Genomic DNA, 17685 nt, shown 5'->3' on the forward strand with positions numbered 1-17685 from the left:
ACCATCTCAAAGCGTCAGGATCATCGGCGTCAGCATGGCAGTCGCAATGCCATTCAGAGCCATGGCGAGCCCGGCGAAGACGCCTGCCACAGGGCTCATCTGGAAGGCGCGCCCGACCCCGATGCCATGCGCTGCCAGCCCCAACGCAAAACCCAGCCCACGGTGATCGGCATCAGGAAGGCGACGGTGAAGCGGACCAAGGAGCGCAGTTCCGACGACGCCGGTCGCCATGACGAACACCATGGTCAGAGACGGCAAGCCCCCCGCCTGTTGGGAGACCTCCATGGCAATCGGCATGGTGGCCGACTTCGGTGCCAACGACAGGAGCATGGTATTACCGAGCCCAAACAGTCGGGCCAAGCAAATGACGGACAACACTGCGACGAGGCAGCCGACGAGCAGTGAAGCGCTGAGCGGAAGGCATGTGCGGACGATGAGCCGCCGCTGTTCGTAGAGCGGAATGGCCAATGCCACGGTTGCCGGGCCAAGCAGGAAGCGCAAAGGAACCGTTCCCTGCGTGTAGGCTTCCACGGGGATTCCAGTGACCAGAAGAAGGGCGACGAGCATTGCCGCCGCCACCGCGACCGGCTGGGTCAGCGGATGCCCTCCACAACGCCTGTGGAACTCCTGGGCCAGCAGAAAGGCAACGACGGTGGCGGTAAGCCATGGCAGTGGTGAAGTGAGCAGAGCGTCCCAAACCTCAGGGTGCTTCATGGTCCGCCTCGTGGCGTTGCGACACCAAACGGGCCACGGCGCTGAAGCTCCAAACCGTGGCTGCAACCGTGATCACAGTGCTGATCACCAGGGTGACGAGCAGCGCTCCCCACTGATCCCTCAGGTGCTGCGCATCGGTCATGATGCCGACACCCGCCGGAACGAACATCACCGGCAGGTAACGGAGCAGCACCTCTGCGATCGTCCCCAAGCCATGGGGTATGCGTCCCCGAAAAACCAGGAAAGCGAACAACGTGGCGCAGCCGACCACCGTACCAGGCAACGGCACGGCCAACAGCCGGACGAACAGTTCGCCACCCAGCTGGCAACCGAGCAGCAGCGCAAGCGGCCGAAGGGCGCTCATGACGCGACGCCCGACTGCGCAAGCGTTGCCATCACAGGGGAAAAGTCTGGCTGAGTTGGCATCCGACTGTCCTTTTGCGGGCTTCCAATTGCCGGGCACCGCGCATACTGGGCGCCTCTCGGATGGAAAAAACCGTACAATTTACAAATCATACAGGCAATAGCTTTTTGCGTATGGATCAACGGGCGCCTGCGGAGCAGCTGGTTGGTCGCGCCCAGCCTTTGGAGTGCCGAAATCCCTTGTGTATCCTTGCTTTTTCCGCGGAACAATGATCGCATACAAAACATACAACACCCTTGAGACCTTCGCCGACAACCTGGGCAAGCTTGCGCGCCGGCAGCAGGGCAGCTCTGCACACCGGCTTGAATGCTCTGGGCATCCCCCCTTCGGCTCGCCACGTTGCCGAGGATGGGCTTCACAACACCCTCCTCCGCGTGATTGTCGGTCGGACCGGACCATCCTCCCGCTGGATGCTTTGGACACCCTCACCCCACCACCCTGCATACAGACAATAATCCGTACAATCTCCTTGCAATCAGGCGCATAACACCATACAAACAAGATACTTGTCGGCGAGCGGATAGGTGACGCGTCCAAAACTCCCATCAATGGCCGCCGAAACACCTCGACACCATGGCAAGCCGCACGCTCTGAACCGTCTCCCTTTCCCCTGGCAAGGATATAAACTCCAATGCCACACGAGAGCTTTTCCGTACCCAGATCGCCAGTCTGAAACAGGATGGCCGCTACCGGGTCTTCGCCAACCTCGAACGGCAAGCGGGGAACTTTCCGAAAGCCACCTTCCGCGACGCCGCCGGGAAGGAGCGGGAGGTCACCGTCTGGTGCTCCAACGACTATCTGGGCATGGGCCAGAACCCGGTCGTCCTGAAGGCGATGCACGACGCCATCGACGGCGTGGGTGCGGGCGCCGGCGGCACGCGCAACATCTCCGGCACCAACATCTACCACGTGCTGCTGGAACGCGAACTGGCCGACCTCCACCGGAAGGAGGCGGCGCTGCTCTTCACCTCCGGCTACGTGTCCAACGACGCGACGCTGGGGACGCTGGGCAAGCTGCTGCCCAACTGCGTGATCCTGTCGGACGCGCTGAACCACAATTCGATGATCACCGGCATCCGCAACAGCGGCGCCGAGAAGCACATCTTCCGCCACAACGACCCCAAGCACCTGGACGAGCTGCTGTCGCAGATCGCCCCGGACCGCCCGAAGGTCGTGGCCTTCGAGAGCGTCTACTCCATGGACGGCGACGTCGCCCCGATCCATGACCTGTGCGACGTCGCCGACAAGCACGGCGCCATGACCTATCTGGACGAGGTGCACGCGGTCGGCATGTACGGCCCGCGCGGCGGCGGCGTGGCGGAGCGCGACGGCGCCATGGACCGGCTGACCATCATCGAGGGCACGCTGGGCAAGGCGTTCGGCGTCCAGGGCGGCTACATCACCGGCTCCACCGCGCTGGTCGACTGCATCCGCAGCTTCGCCGCCGGCTTCATCTTCTCAACCTCCCTGTCGCCGGTTCTCGCCGCCGGGGCGCTGGCCAGCATCCGCTACCTGAAGACCAGCCAGACGGAGCGCGACCGGCACCAGGAGCGCGCGGCGACCCTGAAGCGGCTGATGGCCGAGGCCGGCCTGCCGGTGATGCCGTCGGCCAGCCACATCGTTCCGGTGATGGTCGGCGACGCCCACCGCTGCAAGCGCGCCTCGGACGAGCTGATGGAACGGCACGACATCTACGTCCAGCCGATCAACTACCCGACCGTGCCGCGCGGCGGCGAGCGCCTGCGCTTCACCCCGACCCCGCTGCACAGCGACGCCGAGATGGCGCGTCTCGTCGACGCCCTGCTCGACGTGTGGACATCGCTGAATCTGCAGGTAAGCAAACGTGCGGCCTGACCGCGCCATCGCGGGGGGTGGGCGTCCGGCGACGCCCCTGCTCACCCCAAACGATGCGCAGACGCGCTTGGCGGATCATTGGTCGTCGATGAGGAGAACCGCAATGACCGAGCAACACTACCCCGCTCTATCCCCCGTCAAGACGGGCATCTGCGGACGGTGTCCGCGCTGTGGAAAGGGAAGCATTTTCCAAGGTTTCTTGAAACTGGCCCCACGCTGCAACGCGTGTGGTCTGGACCTGTCCTTCGCGGACCCGGCGGACGGCCCGGCATTCTTCGTCATGTCGATCGTCAGTTTTCCGGTGGTGGCGTTCGCGGGATGGCTCGAAATCCAATACGAACCGTCCGTTTGGGTGCATTTCATCACCACCCTGCCGATGCTGCTGGGCGGTTGCTTGGCCCTTTTGCCGCCCTTCAAGGGATGGATCGTGAGTTCGCAATACGTGCACAAAGCTGCAGAAGGGCGTCTGGTGCAAAGCACGGAAAAGTGATCCGGCACCAGCAAAACTCAGCGACCTCCAGCGGGCAGAGCCACTTTGCGCCTCCGACGCCCAAGGCAATTATCAGACGCACAACGGAGAAACAGTCATGGAAGATCACCGGGTAACGCTCCGGGCGCTTGTCCTTTTGCTGGTGGGTGTGGTCGGGTACGTCGGCGTCCTGCTCGCAAGCCCGGACGTGGCTGTCTTCATCATTGTGGTCGCGTCATGGATCAATTTGGCGATCCTGGTGCGCTTGACCCGGTGAGAGGCTGACGGCTGCTGCGGATGCCATTTGGTGGCTCGCGTCATCACGGCCCGATCGGCCTGTTCCGCTTGTGTAGACTAGGCTCCCAGGTGCCGCACCGCTTCCGCATGGAGCCCCGAACCGCGTTCCCCTGGGCCGTTGGGAGCCTTCTTGCGTGGACGTCGCTCGACCGTCATAGGGTGCCGTTGGATGTCAGAGCTGTACGCCACACGGCCCATAAGGAAGATCATGCACGCGGAACACAAGGATTGGGCGCCCGAAATCAGGACCAAGGACAAGCCTGTCTACTTGGCCATCGCCGACGCGATCGCGGACGACATTCGCAGCGGCCGCCTTGCGCCCGGCCAGCGGTTGCCACCACAGCGTGCTCTTGCCGAGCATTTGGGTCTTGACTTGACCACCGTCACCCGCGCTTACAAGGAAGCTGGGCACCGCGGTTTGCTCGACGCCCGTGTCGGGCTGGGGACCTTTATCCGCCCGTCGGCGCCCGTGCCGGCGCGTGCTGAACGCAGCGCCAATGCCTTCGGCGTCTTCGTCAATATGACGATGAACCAGCCGCCGCTGCCGGACTCGCCGGAGTTGTTGGAAAGCGTCCGCCAAGGCATGGCCGAGGCGATCTTGCAGGCCGACCCACGGACGGTTTTGCGCTATCCCGATGTGGGAGCGAGCCTAAGGGATCGCGATGCGGGGGTCCGATGGCTTGGCCGGCGTCTGCCGGATCTGTCCGGGGATCGCATCGTCCTCTGCCCTGGCACGCAAAGCGCGCTGCTCTGCCTGTTGACCGCGTTGGCACGCTCCGGTGACACCGTGTGTGCGGAAGCTCTGACCTATCCGGGCTTCAAGGCGCTCGCGCAACAAATCGGCCTACGGGTGGTCGGCGTGGCCATGGACGACCAGGGGCTCGATCCGGAAGCGCTGAAAGCGGCGTTCTCCGCGCATGCCCCAAGGGTCCTGTACTGCACGCCGACGCTGCACAATCCGACCACGGCGACGATGTCCTTGGAGCGGCGGCAGGCGATCGTGGCCGTTGCGCGTGAACACAACGTGCCGATCATCGAGGACGACATCTATGGTGTTCTTCCGGAGATCGGCATGCCGCCCATCGCCGCCCTCGCGCCTGAATTGACCTACCACGTGGCCGGCCTTGCCAAATGTGTCGCCCCCGGGCTGCGCATCACCTACATCGCCGCTCCCGACGCCCGGCAAGCAATGTGGGTGATTGGAGCGCAACGGGCGACGATGCTGGCCACGCCGCCCATCTTGGCGGTGATCGCCACCCGGTGGATCAGCGATGGAACCGCCGATCGACTGCTCGGCGCTGTTCGTGCGGAAGCGGTGGCCCGTCAGCACATGGCAAAAGCCACACTTCCGCCAGGAAGCTATGCGGCGCACCCCGAAGGCTTCCATCTGTGGCTCCGCCTGCCCGCGGCGTGGACGCGCGGCGAGTTTGCGACACACCTGCGCACCCGCGGCATCGCGACCGTGGTCAGCGACACCTTTGCCGTTGCCGAGCCGGTTCCAGAAGCGCTGCGCATCTGCTTGGGGGCGCCAGCCAACCGCGCCGACACGCAGCGTGTCCTGGACATCCTTGCGGAAGCGCTCGACCAGAGTCCAGCTCTGGCCGGTGTGGTCATCTGAAGCAGCAACGCAACCGCCGCGTTGAGACTCGCGGATTCAGACCAGTGAAGCCGACGCGGCTTCTTTTTAGGAGTGATGAGGATCATGAAGGACATCGCGCAAGCGTTTGAACAGGCCTTCAAGGTGATGCCGCTGATCGCCGTGCTGCGGGGCATAACGCCTGAGGAAGCGGATCCGGTGTTCGACGCGGTGGTGGAGGCTGGGGTCACGCTCATCGAAATCCCGCTCAACTCACCCGATGCCTTGATCAGCATCGGCAAACTTGCCGCCCGGCGGTTTCCCGGGGTGTGCATCGGAGCGGGCACCGTTTTGACCGCTGCGGACGTAGAGCGCGTAAACGCGGTTGGTGGCGAGATGATCGTCACCCCAAACACCGAGCCCGTGGTAATCGACGCCGCCGTCCGCGCCGACCGCGTCCCGGTGATCGGTTGCCTGACGCCCACGGAAGCGCTGGTCGCTTCGCGCCACGGCGCGCGCGTGCTGAAGATCTTTCCGGCGGCCCGCCTTGGCGCCGCCTACCTCACGGATGTCCGAGCGGTGCTTCCGCTGGGAAGCCGGCTTCTGGCATTCGGCGGCGTCGGCCTCAACGACATGGCCGAGTACCGCGCCGCCGGAGCCGATGGCTTCGGCTTCGGCACCACTCTTTACAAGCCGGGACGTACCGCCCGCGACGTCGGCGCCGTGGCGCGCGACCTCGTTGCTGAATGGAAACGCCTCGACATCGCGGGCGGGTAACCACCGCACTTATCAACACCAACACCGACATTGCCCGAGCGCAACACCCCTGTCCGTGTCGCGCCCGGCGCTCCGAAGAACCGCCAGGGCCTGCGCGAGACATTGCGGCAAGTGGCCAACCTTCGGGCCGAGGCACCTGTCATGTCTTCCATGGCCGTATGAATTCCAAAGGCATATTGGATGCATTCAAGTTGACACTGTCGGTCTCATCGGAGCATACGATCACACATTGCATGCAGGCATTGCTTGCTATTGCCTCCCGAAGGAACACGCGATGTCATCCGAACAGGAATGGCCGCCTCTTCCCCCTCTCAGCACCGGCCTGCGTGGTCGCTGCCCACGCTGCGGCCAGAGTCATCGGTTCAGCGGCTTCCTGAAGCTGCGCTCGCACTGCGAGGTCTGTGGCTTGGACTACTCCTATGCCGATCCGGCTGACGGCCCCGCCTTCTCCGTCATCTGCTCCGTCTGCATTCCCGCGGTCATCCTGGCGCTCTGGATCGAGGCACAGTTTGAGCCCCCTTACTGGGTGCACCTCGTCACGACCCTGCCGTTCCTGTTGCTGACCTGTGTTCCGCCCTTGCGGCCGTTGACGGGTTGGCTGGTGGCCAGCCAGCACTTCTACAAGGCCGAGGAAGCCCGTTTCGTAACAGCCGCGCCAACCCAGTCGCCTGTGACCCTACCCTCAGACAAAGACTCGCGCTCGACCTGACTGGCGTCAGGTTCCCCTGACGATAGATAGTGTCATAGCTTGGAGATGTTCAAAATGTATGATTGGTTCCCTCTAGTCTTCTTTCCGTTCAAGATTATCGTGTTAGGAACGGGCATGTTCTTCGCCATCAAGTGGCATCACGATCAAGCGAAGAAGGATCAAGCGAAGAAGAATAAAGAAACCAGCGGACCGTAAGCAGCCCCGGCATCGGCCGGCCCTTCGGCTTGCGGAAATGGCTCTGGAGCGAGACGACTTTCTCGCCGTCAACGCTGGGCGGGAAGAGCGCGAAACTCCTCGGCGCTGGGCTCAACCGCCTCATTCAGGCCGCTTGCTTTCCGGCGTAATTGAGCAAAGTCGAGCTGAGCGCTCTGGTGCCGAACTGCACCTGGTGCAAGGCACAGGGCCGGCGGCATCGGCTGACCACCGCCTGGGGCAGCCACGGTTCGGAAAAGCAATCCAGCGGCAAGCCGTGCCGGGAGCCCCGGCGCGAGCGCACCCAAAGGTGAACGGTTCCGCCCAGCAGAAGCACGTCCAGTGGCTCGCCCGCGCCGGCGACGCCGAGCGACCCGATGATTCCGTTAAAGCCGAAACCTGCCGTCGGCACGCGGAGCACTGGTTCCGTGTGGCCCACGGCCGCACCGATCCCTGAGGCTCCGCTGATCCACCGTCGTCAGTATCCTCAGGTCGTCTGGCGTGACGCGGTCCAAATGACTTTCAGGACATCCGTAGCGGTTCAGACCGCATCGCCTTCCCCCCAACCCACCCATAGAGGCCAGGGTTTTCATGGTTTCCGCTATGGCGAAAACGCTGCAACAGAGCCCAACCTTGCGCTTACACGGAACTGCGACCAAGCAGCGGAGCGACCGTCCGCAGGGCTTGATCCAAATCTGTGAGCAAGTCACCTTCCCCCTCCAATCCGATGGACAAGCGCAACAGGCTGTCGTCGATGCCCGCCGCTCGCCGCGCCTCGATTCCCATGCTCGCGTGCGTCATCGTCGCCGGATGAGCGACGAGGCTTTCGATGCCGCCAAGGGACTCGGCGAGCGTGAACACTTTCACCGCCTCCACGAAACGGCGTGCGCCGTCCGCTCCGCCTTTGATGTTGAAGCTCAGCATGGCGCCGAAACCACGCTGCTGGCGCTCCGCGATGGCGTGGCCAGGGTGAGACGGCAGGCCTGGATAATGCACGGTCTCCACGCACGGATGACGATCGAGAAAATCGGCCACCGCAAAGGCGGTGCGCTGCTGGTACTCCAGCCGTGGGAACAGCGTTCTCAAGCCACGCAACGTCAGGTACGCGTCGAAGGGCGACCCTGTGAGGCCCATCGCGTTCGCCCATTCCTTGAGGTGGTTCAGATCCTGCGTGTGCGCGGCGATGACAGCTCCCCCCACGACGTCGGAATGGCCGTTGAGGTACTTGGTCGTTGAATGGATGACGAAGTCGGCCCCGAGCGCCAGGGGTTGCTGGAGCGCGGGCGAAAGGAAGGTGTTGTCGACGGCGATCCTGGCTCCCGCCGCCTTGCCCTGTTCGGCCAGTTTGGCGATGTCAGTGATGCGCATCAGCGGATTGCTCGGTGTTTCGATCAGAATAAGGGCCGGGCCGCGTCGAAGAGCCTCGGCGAAACCTGCCGCCTCGTTCAGATCGACGAACGCCACGTCGAAATGCCCCTTCGCCGCTCGCATCGAAAGCAGGCGATGGGTTCCGCCGTAGCAATCGTGAGGAGCGACTATCAGGTCGCCAGGGTCAAGCATCGCCAGCAGCAGGCTGACGGCGGCCATGCCGGTGGCCGTGACCACTGCACCGGCCCCGCCCTCCAATTGGGCGAGGGTATCGGCGAGCAGATCGCGTGTCGGGTTGGCCGTTCGCGAATAGTCGTATGGTCCGGGCTTCTCAAAGCCGGGAAACCGGTAGGTGGTCGACAGGTGAATCGGCGGTGTCACCGCGCCGTACTGCGCGTCGCTCCCGATGCCGTTGGCGGCGGCGATCGTCTGCGGGGATTTCCCATTGTCCATGCTCGGCATCCTTTGCTGCGTGCCGTGGTCCGGCTGTTCGGCCACTCCTGGCCTGTCCCGATGGCGCGCGTCAGCGCGCCGCCGCCCGAAGGTTCGCGGCGCGGCTTGTCCGTCCGGGCTCGCTCGCCACATCGCCACGCATGGTGCGCACCAGGTTGTAGACCATCATGAGCGCCCCCGCGAGAAACAGGGCGCCGCCGGCTGCGCGGATGACATGGAAGGGGTGAGTGGCCGTGACCGTCTCGACGAACGAATATTGAAGAAAGCCAAGGGTGTCGTAGGCGCGCCACATCAGACCCTGCATAATGCCCGACACCCACATAGCGGCGATGTAGAGCAGAATGCCCACGCTCGCCGTCCAGAAATGCAGGCTGACCAGCGCCACGGAGTACAGGCGCTCCCGCCCCCAGAGCCGCGGGACGAGGTGGTAGAGGGAGCCGAACACCATGAAAGCCACCCAGCCGAGCGCCCCGGAATGCACATGGCCGACGGTCCAGTCGGTGTAGTGCGACAGGGCGTTCACCGGCTTGATGGCCATCAGCGGACCCTCGAAGGTCGACATGCCGTAGAAGGCCACCGACGTCACGAGAAAGCGCAGGACCGGGTCGGTGCGCAGCTTGTCCCAGGCACCCGACAGGGTCATGATGCCGTTGATCATGCCGCCCCAGGACGGCATCCACAGCATGATCGAAAAGGTCATGCCCAGCGTTTGCGCCCAGTCCGGCAGAGCCGTGTAGTGCAGGTGGTGCGGACCGGCCCAGATGTAGATGAACACCAGCGACCAGAAGTGCACGATCGACAGGCGGTATGAATAGACCGGCCGATCCGCCTGTTTCGGCACGAAATAATACATCATGCCGACGACGCCGGCGGTCAGGAAAAAGCCGACGATGTTGTGCCCGAACCACCACTGCACCATGGCATCCTGCACGCCGGACAGTAACGGGTAGCTCTTCGCTCCGGTGAAGGAGACGGGCACGGCCAGATTGTTCAGCGTGTGCACCATGCCGACGACGATGACAAAGGACAGGTAGAACCACAGAGCCACGTAGATGTGCCTCTCCCGCCGCTGCAGGATCGTCCGGACCAGGATCGTCGCGTAGAGCAGCCACACACCGAGCAGGAACAGGTCGGTGTACCACTCGAACTCCGCGTATTCCTTGCTCTGGGTGGCGCCCATCACGTAGCCGGACACCGCCAGGAGGACGAAGATCTGATAGCACCCGAACAGCAGCTGGTGCAGTTCCCGGCTTCCCCACAGGGCGGTTCGGCAGGTCCGCTGCGCCACAAAGAACGACGAGCCGATCAGCGCGTTCCCGGTGAAGGCATAAACGATCAGAGTGGTGTGGATCGGCCGGACGCGGCCGAAGCTGGTCCATTCCAGTCCAAGATTGAGCGTCGGAGCGACCAGCAGAAGGGCAACCCACAAGCCCATTGCCAGCCCGGCCACACACCAGAACAGGGATGCCCGAATGAACATCCGCACCGCGGCGTCTCCGGCGTCGTACGAGGCCGCGTCGCCGTCCGTCCGTCCGGCCCCGGGTATGGATAGCGTGGTGCTGATCGCGAGATCGGTCATGCGCAAGACCCTGTCGACGTCGCAAGGCGGGAACGGCCGGACAGCCGACGTCATGGCGGCCCGGTCGGCGATGGCCGGTCAGGGCCGCCCAGCGCAGGGCGCGCGGACTCCCGTCCCGTTTTGGAATGGGAGGATCACAGGCGCCTTGCCCGACGGCTCGTAACACGGTTGCGCAGAGCCTAGGTCGCGCCTACACATAGCAAAAGCGAATTTATTCGATGGATTGCATCGGATTATCCGATATAATTTCTCGTGGGGGACGTCGCATGGACATGGAAACGGCCCGCACTTTCCTTGAGGCGGCCACGGCTGGAAGCTTCGTCGCGGCGGCCGAGCGGCTGCACGTCACGCAATCGACGGTCAGCACGCGCATCCGGCACTTGGAGGATCAGCTCGGTTGCCAATTGTTCGTGCGCAACAAGAACGGCGCAATGCTCACCGCGGCCGGGGTCCGGTTCCAGCGTCACGCCATCGCCATGCTCCGCCTTTGGGAGCAGGCCCGGCAGGAGGCCGCGCTTCCCATCGGGCATCGCGCCCTGCTGCGCATCGGCAGCGAGGCCGGTCTGTGGAACCGGATGCTGAACCGTTGGATTCCCTGGATGCGGCGGAATGCCGAAGACATCGCCCTGCGGTGCGAGGTCGGGTTGGCGGACGATCTGCTCCAGCGCCTTCGCGACGGGACGCTCGATCTCGCGGTCCTCTATTCGCCGCGCGCCGTGCCGGGCCTCGCGGTGCGCCTGCTGCTGGAAGAGGATTTGGTCCTTGTGAGGGTTCGCCCCGCTCCGAGCGCCGGTGGCGACCACTACGTCCTCATCGACTGGAGCGACGAATTCCAGCGCAGCATCCGTTTGCGAAATCCGGAGCTTCTGTCCACACCCTTGTCGATCGGCGTCGGCACGCTCGGGCTGGACTATGTCAGGCAGTGCGGGGGAACCGGGCATTTCCCACGGAGTCTGGTCCAGCCCATGCTCGACCAGGGGGTGGGGGAAGTCGTTCCCGAAGCGCACCCGTTCAGTTTGCCCATCTACGCCGTTCACCCGGCGGAGCCTGATGTCAGCGTTCTCGAAACCGCGTTCGAAGGCCTGCGGGCCATCCTCGGCTCTGACGAGGTGACAGGGAATTCTCAACAAGGCGCCGACGCCCAATAAAATCCCGTTCCGGCCGGCGTCGGCGCGCGCGGGGCTGATGCCCGCAAATGGATGCCGCCTCACCGGCAGGCTTTCACGCCGTCGCGATGATGCGGCGTGAACGGTGTTCTGACAGGAAGGGAGGAATCACCATGAAGCCCCAGCGGTCCGCACCCCCGCCCTCGTCTCCCTTCGCACGCCCCGACGGGTCCTGCCTCGGTCGTCTTCCGGACGAGCAGGAGGACGAGCCCGTGCCCGCCGCGCCGGCGGAACCCGAGGACAAACCCGCCCCGCCCACCGAGCCGATGAATCCGGCTTGATGCGGTTCGGAACACCGGCGCACGTTGGCCGCGACCGATCTGCCGCTGAACCTGCCGCTGAATGCCCGTCCTAAACCTGCGGCAATGATGCGCGTTCATCCGCGCCGCCAAGCGCCTCTTGCCCACAACGGTAAGCCCGTGCAAGGGAGACGTCCTGTGTCGGCGTGAGCACGGCGTCAACGGCACTGAGCAGTGCGGTCTCTTCCTTTTGAATGTGCAGGACGAGGCCCTCGATCAATTGCTGCCCGAAATGGCGGAAGACCGGCCAGCTTTCCTCATCGAACCCCTCACGCAGAGCCAGGGCACACAGCCGGGTGATGCGGCGGACGAGCGGGCGCAGGGCTTCGTGGTCGGTCGAGAGGTCGGCCGTCATCTCGTAAGCGCCAGCGGCGGCAATGGGCGGGAAGAGCCACTGCTCTTCCAGGAGGAAATGCCGTTCGAGGTCCTGGCCCAACTCCTTGCCAAGGGTGGCGAGCAGAACGCGACCGTCCACGTCCAGATGTGGGATGTCGTCTTCCGTGGTGCGCTCCAGGTAGGCTTCGAACGCGTTCAGAAGGTCGATGGTCCGGTGATGATCATCGTGCAGGAGTTGGCCGGTCTTGCTGTCGGTGTGCATGTCCGAAGTCTTTTGAAAGGGGGTCACGCGTCGGGTCGGCCATTCCAAGCGGCAAGCCTGACCAGTCGAGGATCGTCGGCGTGGTCCACCAGCATGCGTCGGACCCGCTCCTGCCACAGGATGCGGAACTGTGCCACTTCGTCCGGGGATGCCGCGTGGGACAACAGGCGCTGCAGAAGGCCGGGCATCGCCGGATCGACCGGCACGACGCCGCTGTCGAGCGTCGCTTGCACTCCCGCTCCCGTGTCCATGCGGACGAAGGCCATCGTCCCTTGAATGCCGACCCCGAAGGACAGGAGGTTCCGGCGGTCGAAGCGTCCAGCGATGCCTTTGAAGCCGGTGCTCTCCGTCGCTCCGGTCAGCAGCGTGGCGACGCTTGCCATCACACCGGCCACACCGTCGGCGGCGGCCTCGCGAACAGACACCGCAACGGCCCCGCGCTCGGGCACCTCATCGGGATACAGACGCTCCAGTGACCGTATGGTCATCAGGTAAGCGCCCGCGACGGTCGGGCAGGAATGGCCGGCCAGCCGCACCGCATCGGCATAGCCATACTCAAGCAGACTGCACGGCGCCAATTACGATGACCGCCTGACGACGATTGGAATGGCCGGGTGGCGGCTCCGTCATCAGCCTCTCCCCCGCGATCGCGGGGGAGAGGCTGATGACGGGCGCGCGGATCACCGACCGGCAGGTCAGGCGGTACATGGACGAGCGCAGGCAAGGAGACAGTCAGGCGACGGCGGCGGCGAAGGCCGGGTTCAGCGAGCGGACGGCGCGCCGGATCGACGCCAACCCGATCCCGCCAAGCCAACGGCCCCGTGAACGGACCTGGCGTACCCGCGAGGATCCGTTCGCCGGCGTGTGGGACGAGGAGTTGGTGCCGGTTCTGCGCTCAGCTCCACACATCCGGGCGACCACCCTGCTGGAAGAGCTCCAGCGCCGTCACCCCGGCGACTATCCTGATCGCCTGCTGCGTTCGCTTCAGCGCCGGGTCGCCCTGTGGCGGGCGACCGAAGGCCCGGAGCAGGAGTTGATCTTCCGCCAAGACCACCCTCCCGGTTATCAGGCCCTGTCCGATTTCACCGAGACCGCCAGCCTCGGCATCACCATCGACGGCATCCCCTTCGACCATCTCCTCTATCATTTCTGGCTGGCCTACAGCGGCTGGGAGGCCGTCAAGCTCGTCCAGGGCGGCGAGAGCTTCACCGCCCTGACCGAAGGGCTTCAGGAAGCGCTGTGGCAACTCGGCGGCGTTCCTCACACCCATCGCACCGACCGCTTGTCCGCCGCCTACCGCAACCTGACGGCCGAGGACGACGAAGCCGCCGGGTACGCCGCCTTCTGCCGCCATTACGGCATGACCCCGACCCGCAACAACGCCGGCGTCGCTCATGAGAACGGCAGCGTTGAAGCCGCCCATGGACATCTGAAAGCAGCCTTGCGCGACGCCCTCGATCTGCGTGGGTCGCGCGATTTCCCGGACATTCCCACCTACCAGGCCTTCCTGCAGGACACCGTCGCCCGCAAGAACGCCGCCGCCGAAAGGCGCTGGAGGTGGAGTTGCCGGAACTCAAGCCGCTGCCCCGCCACCGCACCACCGATTTCTCCACCACCACCGTCACCGTGACCCGTAGCGGCACCATCTCCGTGCGCAAGGTGCTCTACACCGTGCCGTCCCGGCTTGTCGGCTGCCGGCTTAAGGTGCATCTCTACGACGACCGGCTGCTCTGTTGGCTGGGCACGACCCAGGTGCTGACGCTCGCCCGCAAGCATCCCAAGGGCAAGCTGCGCGACCGGGTCGTCGATTACCGCCACCTCGCCGCATCCCTGGTGCGCAAGCCGCAGGCGTTCCGCCGCTCCGTTTTCCGCGACGAACTCTTTCCCCGACCGGCCTTCCGCCGGGCCTGGGAGGTGCTGGACGAACAGCTCGACGACCGGCAGGCGTGCCGCGTCTACGTCGGTCTGCTTCATCTGGCGGCCACCGGCGCCTGCGAGGCGGCCCTGGCCGAGCATCTCGACGCCGTGCTCGACCGCGGCGGCCTGCCCGATCTCGAGGGTGCCCGGACGGCCGTGGCGCCTCCCCAGCCGGCGGCGGTGCCACTGATCACCGTGGCGCCGCCCGATCTCGCCGGATACGACCGCCTGCTGCGGCCGGCCACCGCCACCCCCGATCCGGAGCCTGCATGACCGACATCGATGCCGCCAAACTGCCCGTGATGCTGTCCGCCCTGCGCCTGCCGACCATTGGCCGGCTGTGGCCGGGTTTCGCCGAACGGGCCGACCGAGAGGGCTGGGGGGCCGCGCGCTTCCTGGCCACCCTGTGCGAGCATGAGCTGGCCGAACGCACCGAACGCCGCATCGCCCGCCACATGGCCGAGTCGGATCTGCCCGACGGCAAGACGCTGGCCACCTTCGACTTCGCCGCCGTGCCCACCATCCGCAAACCCCACGTCGAGGCGCTCGGCCGGGGCGACGGTTGGATCGAGCGCGGCGCCAACCTGCTGATCTTCGGCCCCAGCGGCGTCGGCAAGACCCATGTCGCCGCCGCCATCGGCACCGCCCTCATCGAAGGCGGCCGGCGTGTCCTGTTCACCCGGACCACCGATCTCGTGCAAAAGCTTCAGGCGGCGCGGCGCGACCTCGCCCTGCCAAACCTGCTGGCCCGGCTCGACCGCTTCGATTGCCTGATCCTCGACGACCTCGGCTACGTCCGCAAGGACCAGGCCGAAACCTCGGTGCTGTTCGAGCTGATCGCCGAACGCTACGAACGCCGAAGCTTGATCTTGACCTGCAATCAACCCTTCAGCGCCTGGGACGCGATTTTTCCCGATCCCGCCATGACCGTGGCCGCCATCGACCGCTTGGTGCACCACGCCACCATTCTAGACCATATGTTTGCCGGCCGAAAGGCGAGTAGCGGCCCGTCCCACGGCATGTCCCCATCGAGGATTGCGCCGGGCGGTCCGGCGCCGAGCCTCAGACATGGGGGACGGGCCGATGAACTCTACCATTTTCGTGGGTCTGGATGTGCATAAGGCGACGGTGTCCGTGGCCGTGGCCGAAGGAACACGCGGCGGCGAGGTCCGCTTGTTCGGCACGGTGGCGAACCGGGCCGAGGTGATCGAAAAGCTGGTCGGGCGGCTCGCCCGGGACGGGTATCGCCTGAGCTTCTGCTATGAGGCGGGCCCGTGCGGGTACGGCCTGTATCGTCAGCTTACCGCGCTTGGGCATGAGTGCGTGGTCGTGGCTCCGTCGCTGATCCCGGTCCGGGCGGGCGACCGGGTGAAGACGGATCGGCGCGATGCTGTCATGCTCGCCAAGCTGCACCGGGCCGGCGAGCTGACGGCCGTGTGGGTGCCCGACGGAGCCCACGAGGCGATGCGCGACTTGATCCGGGCTCGGGCGACAGCGGTGCAGGTGCTGGGCAAGGCCCGCCAGCACCTGCAAGGCTTTCTCCTGCGGCACGGCCGCGTCTATCCTGGCAAGCGGGGCTGGACTCAGGCCTACCGACGCTGGCTGACGACGGTGCGCTTCGAGCACCCGGCTCAGCAGGCGGTGCTGCAGGACTACATCCACGCCGTAACGGACGCTGAGGCCCGCGTGGCACGTCTGACCAGGCAAATCGAGGGGCTGGTCGCGGAGTGGTCGATGGCACCGGTCGTGGCGGCCCTGCAGGCCATGCGCGGCGTTGCTTTCCTCGTGGCGGTCACCGTGGTCGCCGAGGTGGGCGACTTCTCGCGCTTTGCCAACCCCCGCCAGTTGATGGCCTATCTCGGCCTGGTGCCCTCGGAGCATTCCAGTGGCGCCAGCGTGCGCCGTGGTGGCATCACCAAGGCCGGCAGCGGTTTGGCACGGCGGATCCTGATCGAAGGAGCTTGGAGCTACCGGATGCCGGCCCGCGTCAGCCGCAAGCTGTACGATCGCATCGAAGCCCTGCCGCAGTCTGTCCGCGACATCGCCTGGAAGGCGCAGGCCCGGCTGTGTGCGCGTTATCGCCGCCTGACGGCCGCGGGAAAGGCCAAGGTGGTGGTCACCACGGCCATTGCGCGCGAGATGGTCGGCTTCCTGTGGGCGATCGCCCGTGAGGTCCAGCCGCGTCCGGCTTCCTGACGGCATCGGACGTCGCAGCCGGTGCCCACGGCTGGAGGCGGGGCGCGGTAGGGGAACCCTCGTGTTCTGTTATGAGCCGGCCTGACCGACGCTCGCTCCTAGACCGAGGCAGCCCCAGGACGAAACCACGGTCATGCGGTAGCCAACCCGCGCATGAGAGCTTGCTCAACCGTCGTCTTCGGCCCTGCCTCCTGCCGTGGGCATCCACTGAGCTTCAGCGCCTGGGCGTAGCCAGGACGGGCACGCGTGGCCAAATCCCTTGACGGCAAACATGAGAACTGAACACGGAAAGCTACCGCCGCCGCTCCGCCCTGGCCGCGGCCCAAGACCCGAGGGCCGGCGAAGGGTAATCGACGCGACAACCGCGTAATTGTCGCCGGACCGGCGCGGCGGCATGATGGCGGCCATGTATGAGCCGCCGACCATCGCCCAGCTGAAGATCACGATCCTGGACATCGACCCGCCGATCTGGCGGCGCCTGCTGGTGCCGCGCAAAACCACGCTGGCCGAGTTGCACCACATCATTCAGGCCGCCTTCGGCTGGCTCGACTACCATCTCCATCAGTTCGAGATCGGCGGCTTGCGCTTCGGCGACCCCGACATGCTCAACGCCGACGCCTTCGACGACGACAGCCGGGCATTGCCGGAGGAGGACGTTCGCCTGTTCGACTTCCTGTCCACCCCGCCGCCGTTCCTCTATCTCTACGACTTCGGCGACGATTGGCACCATCGGATCGAGATCGAAACCCTGCGTTTGCCCGAGGCCGATCGCAAGTACCCCGCCTGCATCGACGGCGCCCGCTCGCGACCGCCAGAGGACGTCGGCGGTGTCCATGGCTACGCTGAGTTCCTCGACGTCTTGCACGACCCAAACCACCCCGACCATGCCGACATGAAGCGATGGGCGGGCCGAGCATTCCATCCCGAAAAGTTCGACATCGCCAAAACCGATCGCGCTGTTCGCTCCGCTGTCCGCGCCGCAAAACGCCGAGCGGCACTGTCACGATACGACTGATCCCACCCTCCGACCGGACACCGTAATTGGCGTCAACAGGACGTCAAAATTGTCGTTGCACACAGACCGTCCTCGGCCGCGC

At 65.2% G+C, this 17685-nt stretch carries 17 protein-coding genes and 1 pseudogene; 12 read left to right on the forward strand and 6 right to left on the reverse strand.

The window, feature by feature from the left end; genetic code table 11:
• Window positions 1-6: 6 nt before the first annotated feature.
• The gene (locus H1Q64_RS24520; protein ID WP_237907137.1) at window positions 7-714 is read right to left on the reverse strand and encodes an LrgB family protein; all 708 of its coding nucleotides are present in this window, start codon (window positions 712-714) and stop codon (window positions 7-9) included.
• On the reverse strand, window positions 701-1078 hold the full coding sequence (locus H1Q64_RS24525; protein ID WP_237907138.1) for a CidA/LrgA family protein: 378 nt from the start codon (window positions 1076-1078) through the stop codon (window positions 701-703). The genes H1Q64_RS24520 and H1Q64_RS24525 overlap by 14 nt, the downstream gene beginning before the upstream one ends.
• Before the next feature lie 681 nt (window positions 1079-1759).
• Between H1Q64_RS24525 and hemA the strand changes: the two genes are divergently transcribed.
• The 7 genes from hemA (at window position 1760) to H1Q64_RS24560 (ending at window position 7469) form a co-directional block, all read left to right on the forward strand.
• Window positions 1760-2992 (forward strand): 5-aminolevulinate synthase, encoded by a 1233-nt coding sequence (gene hemA, locus H1Q64_RS24530; protein ID WP_237907187.1) that lies wholly within the window; start codon window positions 1760-1762, stop codon window positions 2990-2992.
• A gap of 103 nt (window positions 2993-3095) precedes the next feature.
• Window positions 3096-3482: a DUF983 domain-containing protein gene (locus tag H1Q64_RS24535; RefSeq protein ID WP_237907139.1), complete on the forward strand. Its 387-nt coding sequence runs from the start codon at window positions 3096-3098 to the stop codon at window positions 3480-3482.
• A gap of 97 nt (window positions 3483-3579) precedes the next feature.
• Window positions 3580-3738 (forward strand): sugar tyrosine-protein kinase, encoded by a 159-nt coding sequence (locus H1Q64_RS24540; RefSeq protein ID WP_237907140.1) that lies wholly within the window; start codon window positions 3580-3582, stop codon window positions 3736-3738.
• 189 nt (window positions 3739-3927) lie between these two features.
• Window positions 3928-5376, forward strand: a complete 1449-nt coding sequence (locus tag H1Q64_RS24545; protein WP_237907141.1) for a PLP-dependent aminotransferase family protein — start codon at window positions 3928-3930, stop codon at window positions 5374-5376.
• 84 nt (window positions 5377-5460) lie between these two features.
• Window positions 5461-6111, forward strand: coding sequence for a 2-dehydro-3-deoxy-6-phosphogalactonate aldolase (locus H1Q64_RS24550; RefSeq protein ID WP_237907142.1), 651 nt, complete (start codon window positions 5461-5463; stop codon window positions 6109-6111).
• Window positions 6112-6385: 274 nt separating this feature from the next.
• On the forward strand, window positions 6386-6820 hold the full coding sequence (locus tag H1Q64_RS24555) for a DUF983 domain-containing protein (RefSeq protein WP_237907143.1): 435 nt from the start codon (window positions 6386-6388) through the stop codon (window positions 6818-6820).
• Window positions 6821-7052: 232 nt separating this feature from the next.
• Entirely contained in the window at window positions 7053-7469 is a 417-nt protein-coding gene (locus H1Q64_RS24560) for a DUF4167 domain-containing protein (protein WP_237907144.1), read from the forward strand.
• A 182-nt stretch (window positions 7470-7651) separates the two neighbouring features.
• Here H1Q64_RS24560 and metB read toward each other — a convergent pair whose 3' ends face one another.
• Window positions 7652-8833 carry a cystathionine gamma-synthase gene (gene metB / locus H1Q64_RS24565; RefSeq protein WP_237907188.1) on the reverse strand — a complete coding sequence of 394 codons (1182 nt, stop codon included), beginning with the start codon at window positions 8831-8833 and terminating at the stop codon, window positions 7652-7654.
• 70 nt (window positions 8834-8903) lie between these two features.
• The gene (ccoN, locus tag H1Q64_RS24570; RefSeq protein WP_237907189.1) at window positions 8904-10313 is read right to left on the reverse strand and encodes a cytochrome-c oxidase, cbb3-type subunit I; all 1410 of its coding nucleotides are present in this window, start codon (window positions 10311-10313) and stop codon (window positions 8904-8906) included.
• Window positions 10314-10678: 365 nt separating this feature from the next.
• Between ccoN and H1Q64_RS24575 the strand changes: the two genes are divergently transcribed.
• Window positions 10679-11560, forward strand: a complete 882-nt coding sequence (locus tag H1Q64_RS24575; protein WP_032492181.1) for a LysR family transcriptional regulator — start codon at window positions 10679-10681, stop codon at window positions 11558-11560.
• 369 nt (window positions 11561-11929) lie between these two features.
• Here the strand turns inward: H1Q64_RS24575 and H1Q64_RS24580 are convergent, their stop codons facing one another.
• Entirely contained in the window at window positions 11930-12475 is a 546-nt protein-coding gene (locus tag H1Q64_RS24580) for a hemerythrin domain-containing protein (RefSeq protein WP_174436164.1), read from the reverse strand.
• 23 nt (window positions 12476-12498) lie between these two features.
• The gene (locus tag H1Q64_RS24585; protein WP_237907145.1) at window positions 12499-13053 is read right to left on the reverse strand and encodes an FmdE family protein; all 555 of its coding nucleotides are present in this window, start codon (window positions 13051-13053) and stop codon (window positions 12499-12501) included.
• A gap of 86 nt (window positions 13054-13139) precedes the next feature.
• On the opposite strand from H1Q64_RS24585, the pseudogene istA reads away from it, so the two are divergent.
• From istA to H1Q64_RS24605, 4 genes and pseudogenes are all read left to right on the forward strand, one after another.
• Window positions 13140-14665 (forward strand): annotated as a pseudogene (gene istA / locus H1Q64_RS24590) (IS21 family transposase).
• Entirely contained in the window at window positions 14662-15513 is an 852-nt protein-coding gene (istB, locus tag H1Q64_RS24595) for an IS21-like element helper ATPase IstB (RefSeq protein WP_237907146.1), read from the forward strand. The pseudogene istA and the gene istB overlap by 4 nt, the downstream one beginning before the upstream one ends.
• Window positions 15476-16588, forward strand: coding sequence for an IS110 family transposase (locus tag H1Q64_RS24600; protein ID WP_237904663.1), 1113 nt, complete (start codon window positions 15476-15478; stop codon window positions 16586-16588). Before istB ends, H1Q64_RS24600 begins: the two co-directional genes overlap by 38 nt.
• Before the next feature lie 394 nt (window positions 16589-16982).
• Window positions 16983-17603: a plasmid pRiA4b ORF-3 family protein gene (locus H1Q64_RS24605; protein WP_237906837.1), complete on the forward strand. Its 621-nt coding sequence runs from the start codon at window positions 16983-16985 to the stop codon at window positions 17601-17603.
• Window positions 17604-17685: the final 82 nt, after the last annotated feature.

The sequence above is a fragment of the Azospirillum brasilense genome (assembly GCF_022023855.1).
GTDB lineage: Bacteria > Pseudomonadota > Alphaproteobacteria > Azospirillales > Azospirillaceae > Azospirillum > Azospirillum brasilense_F.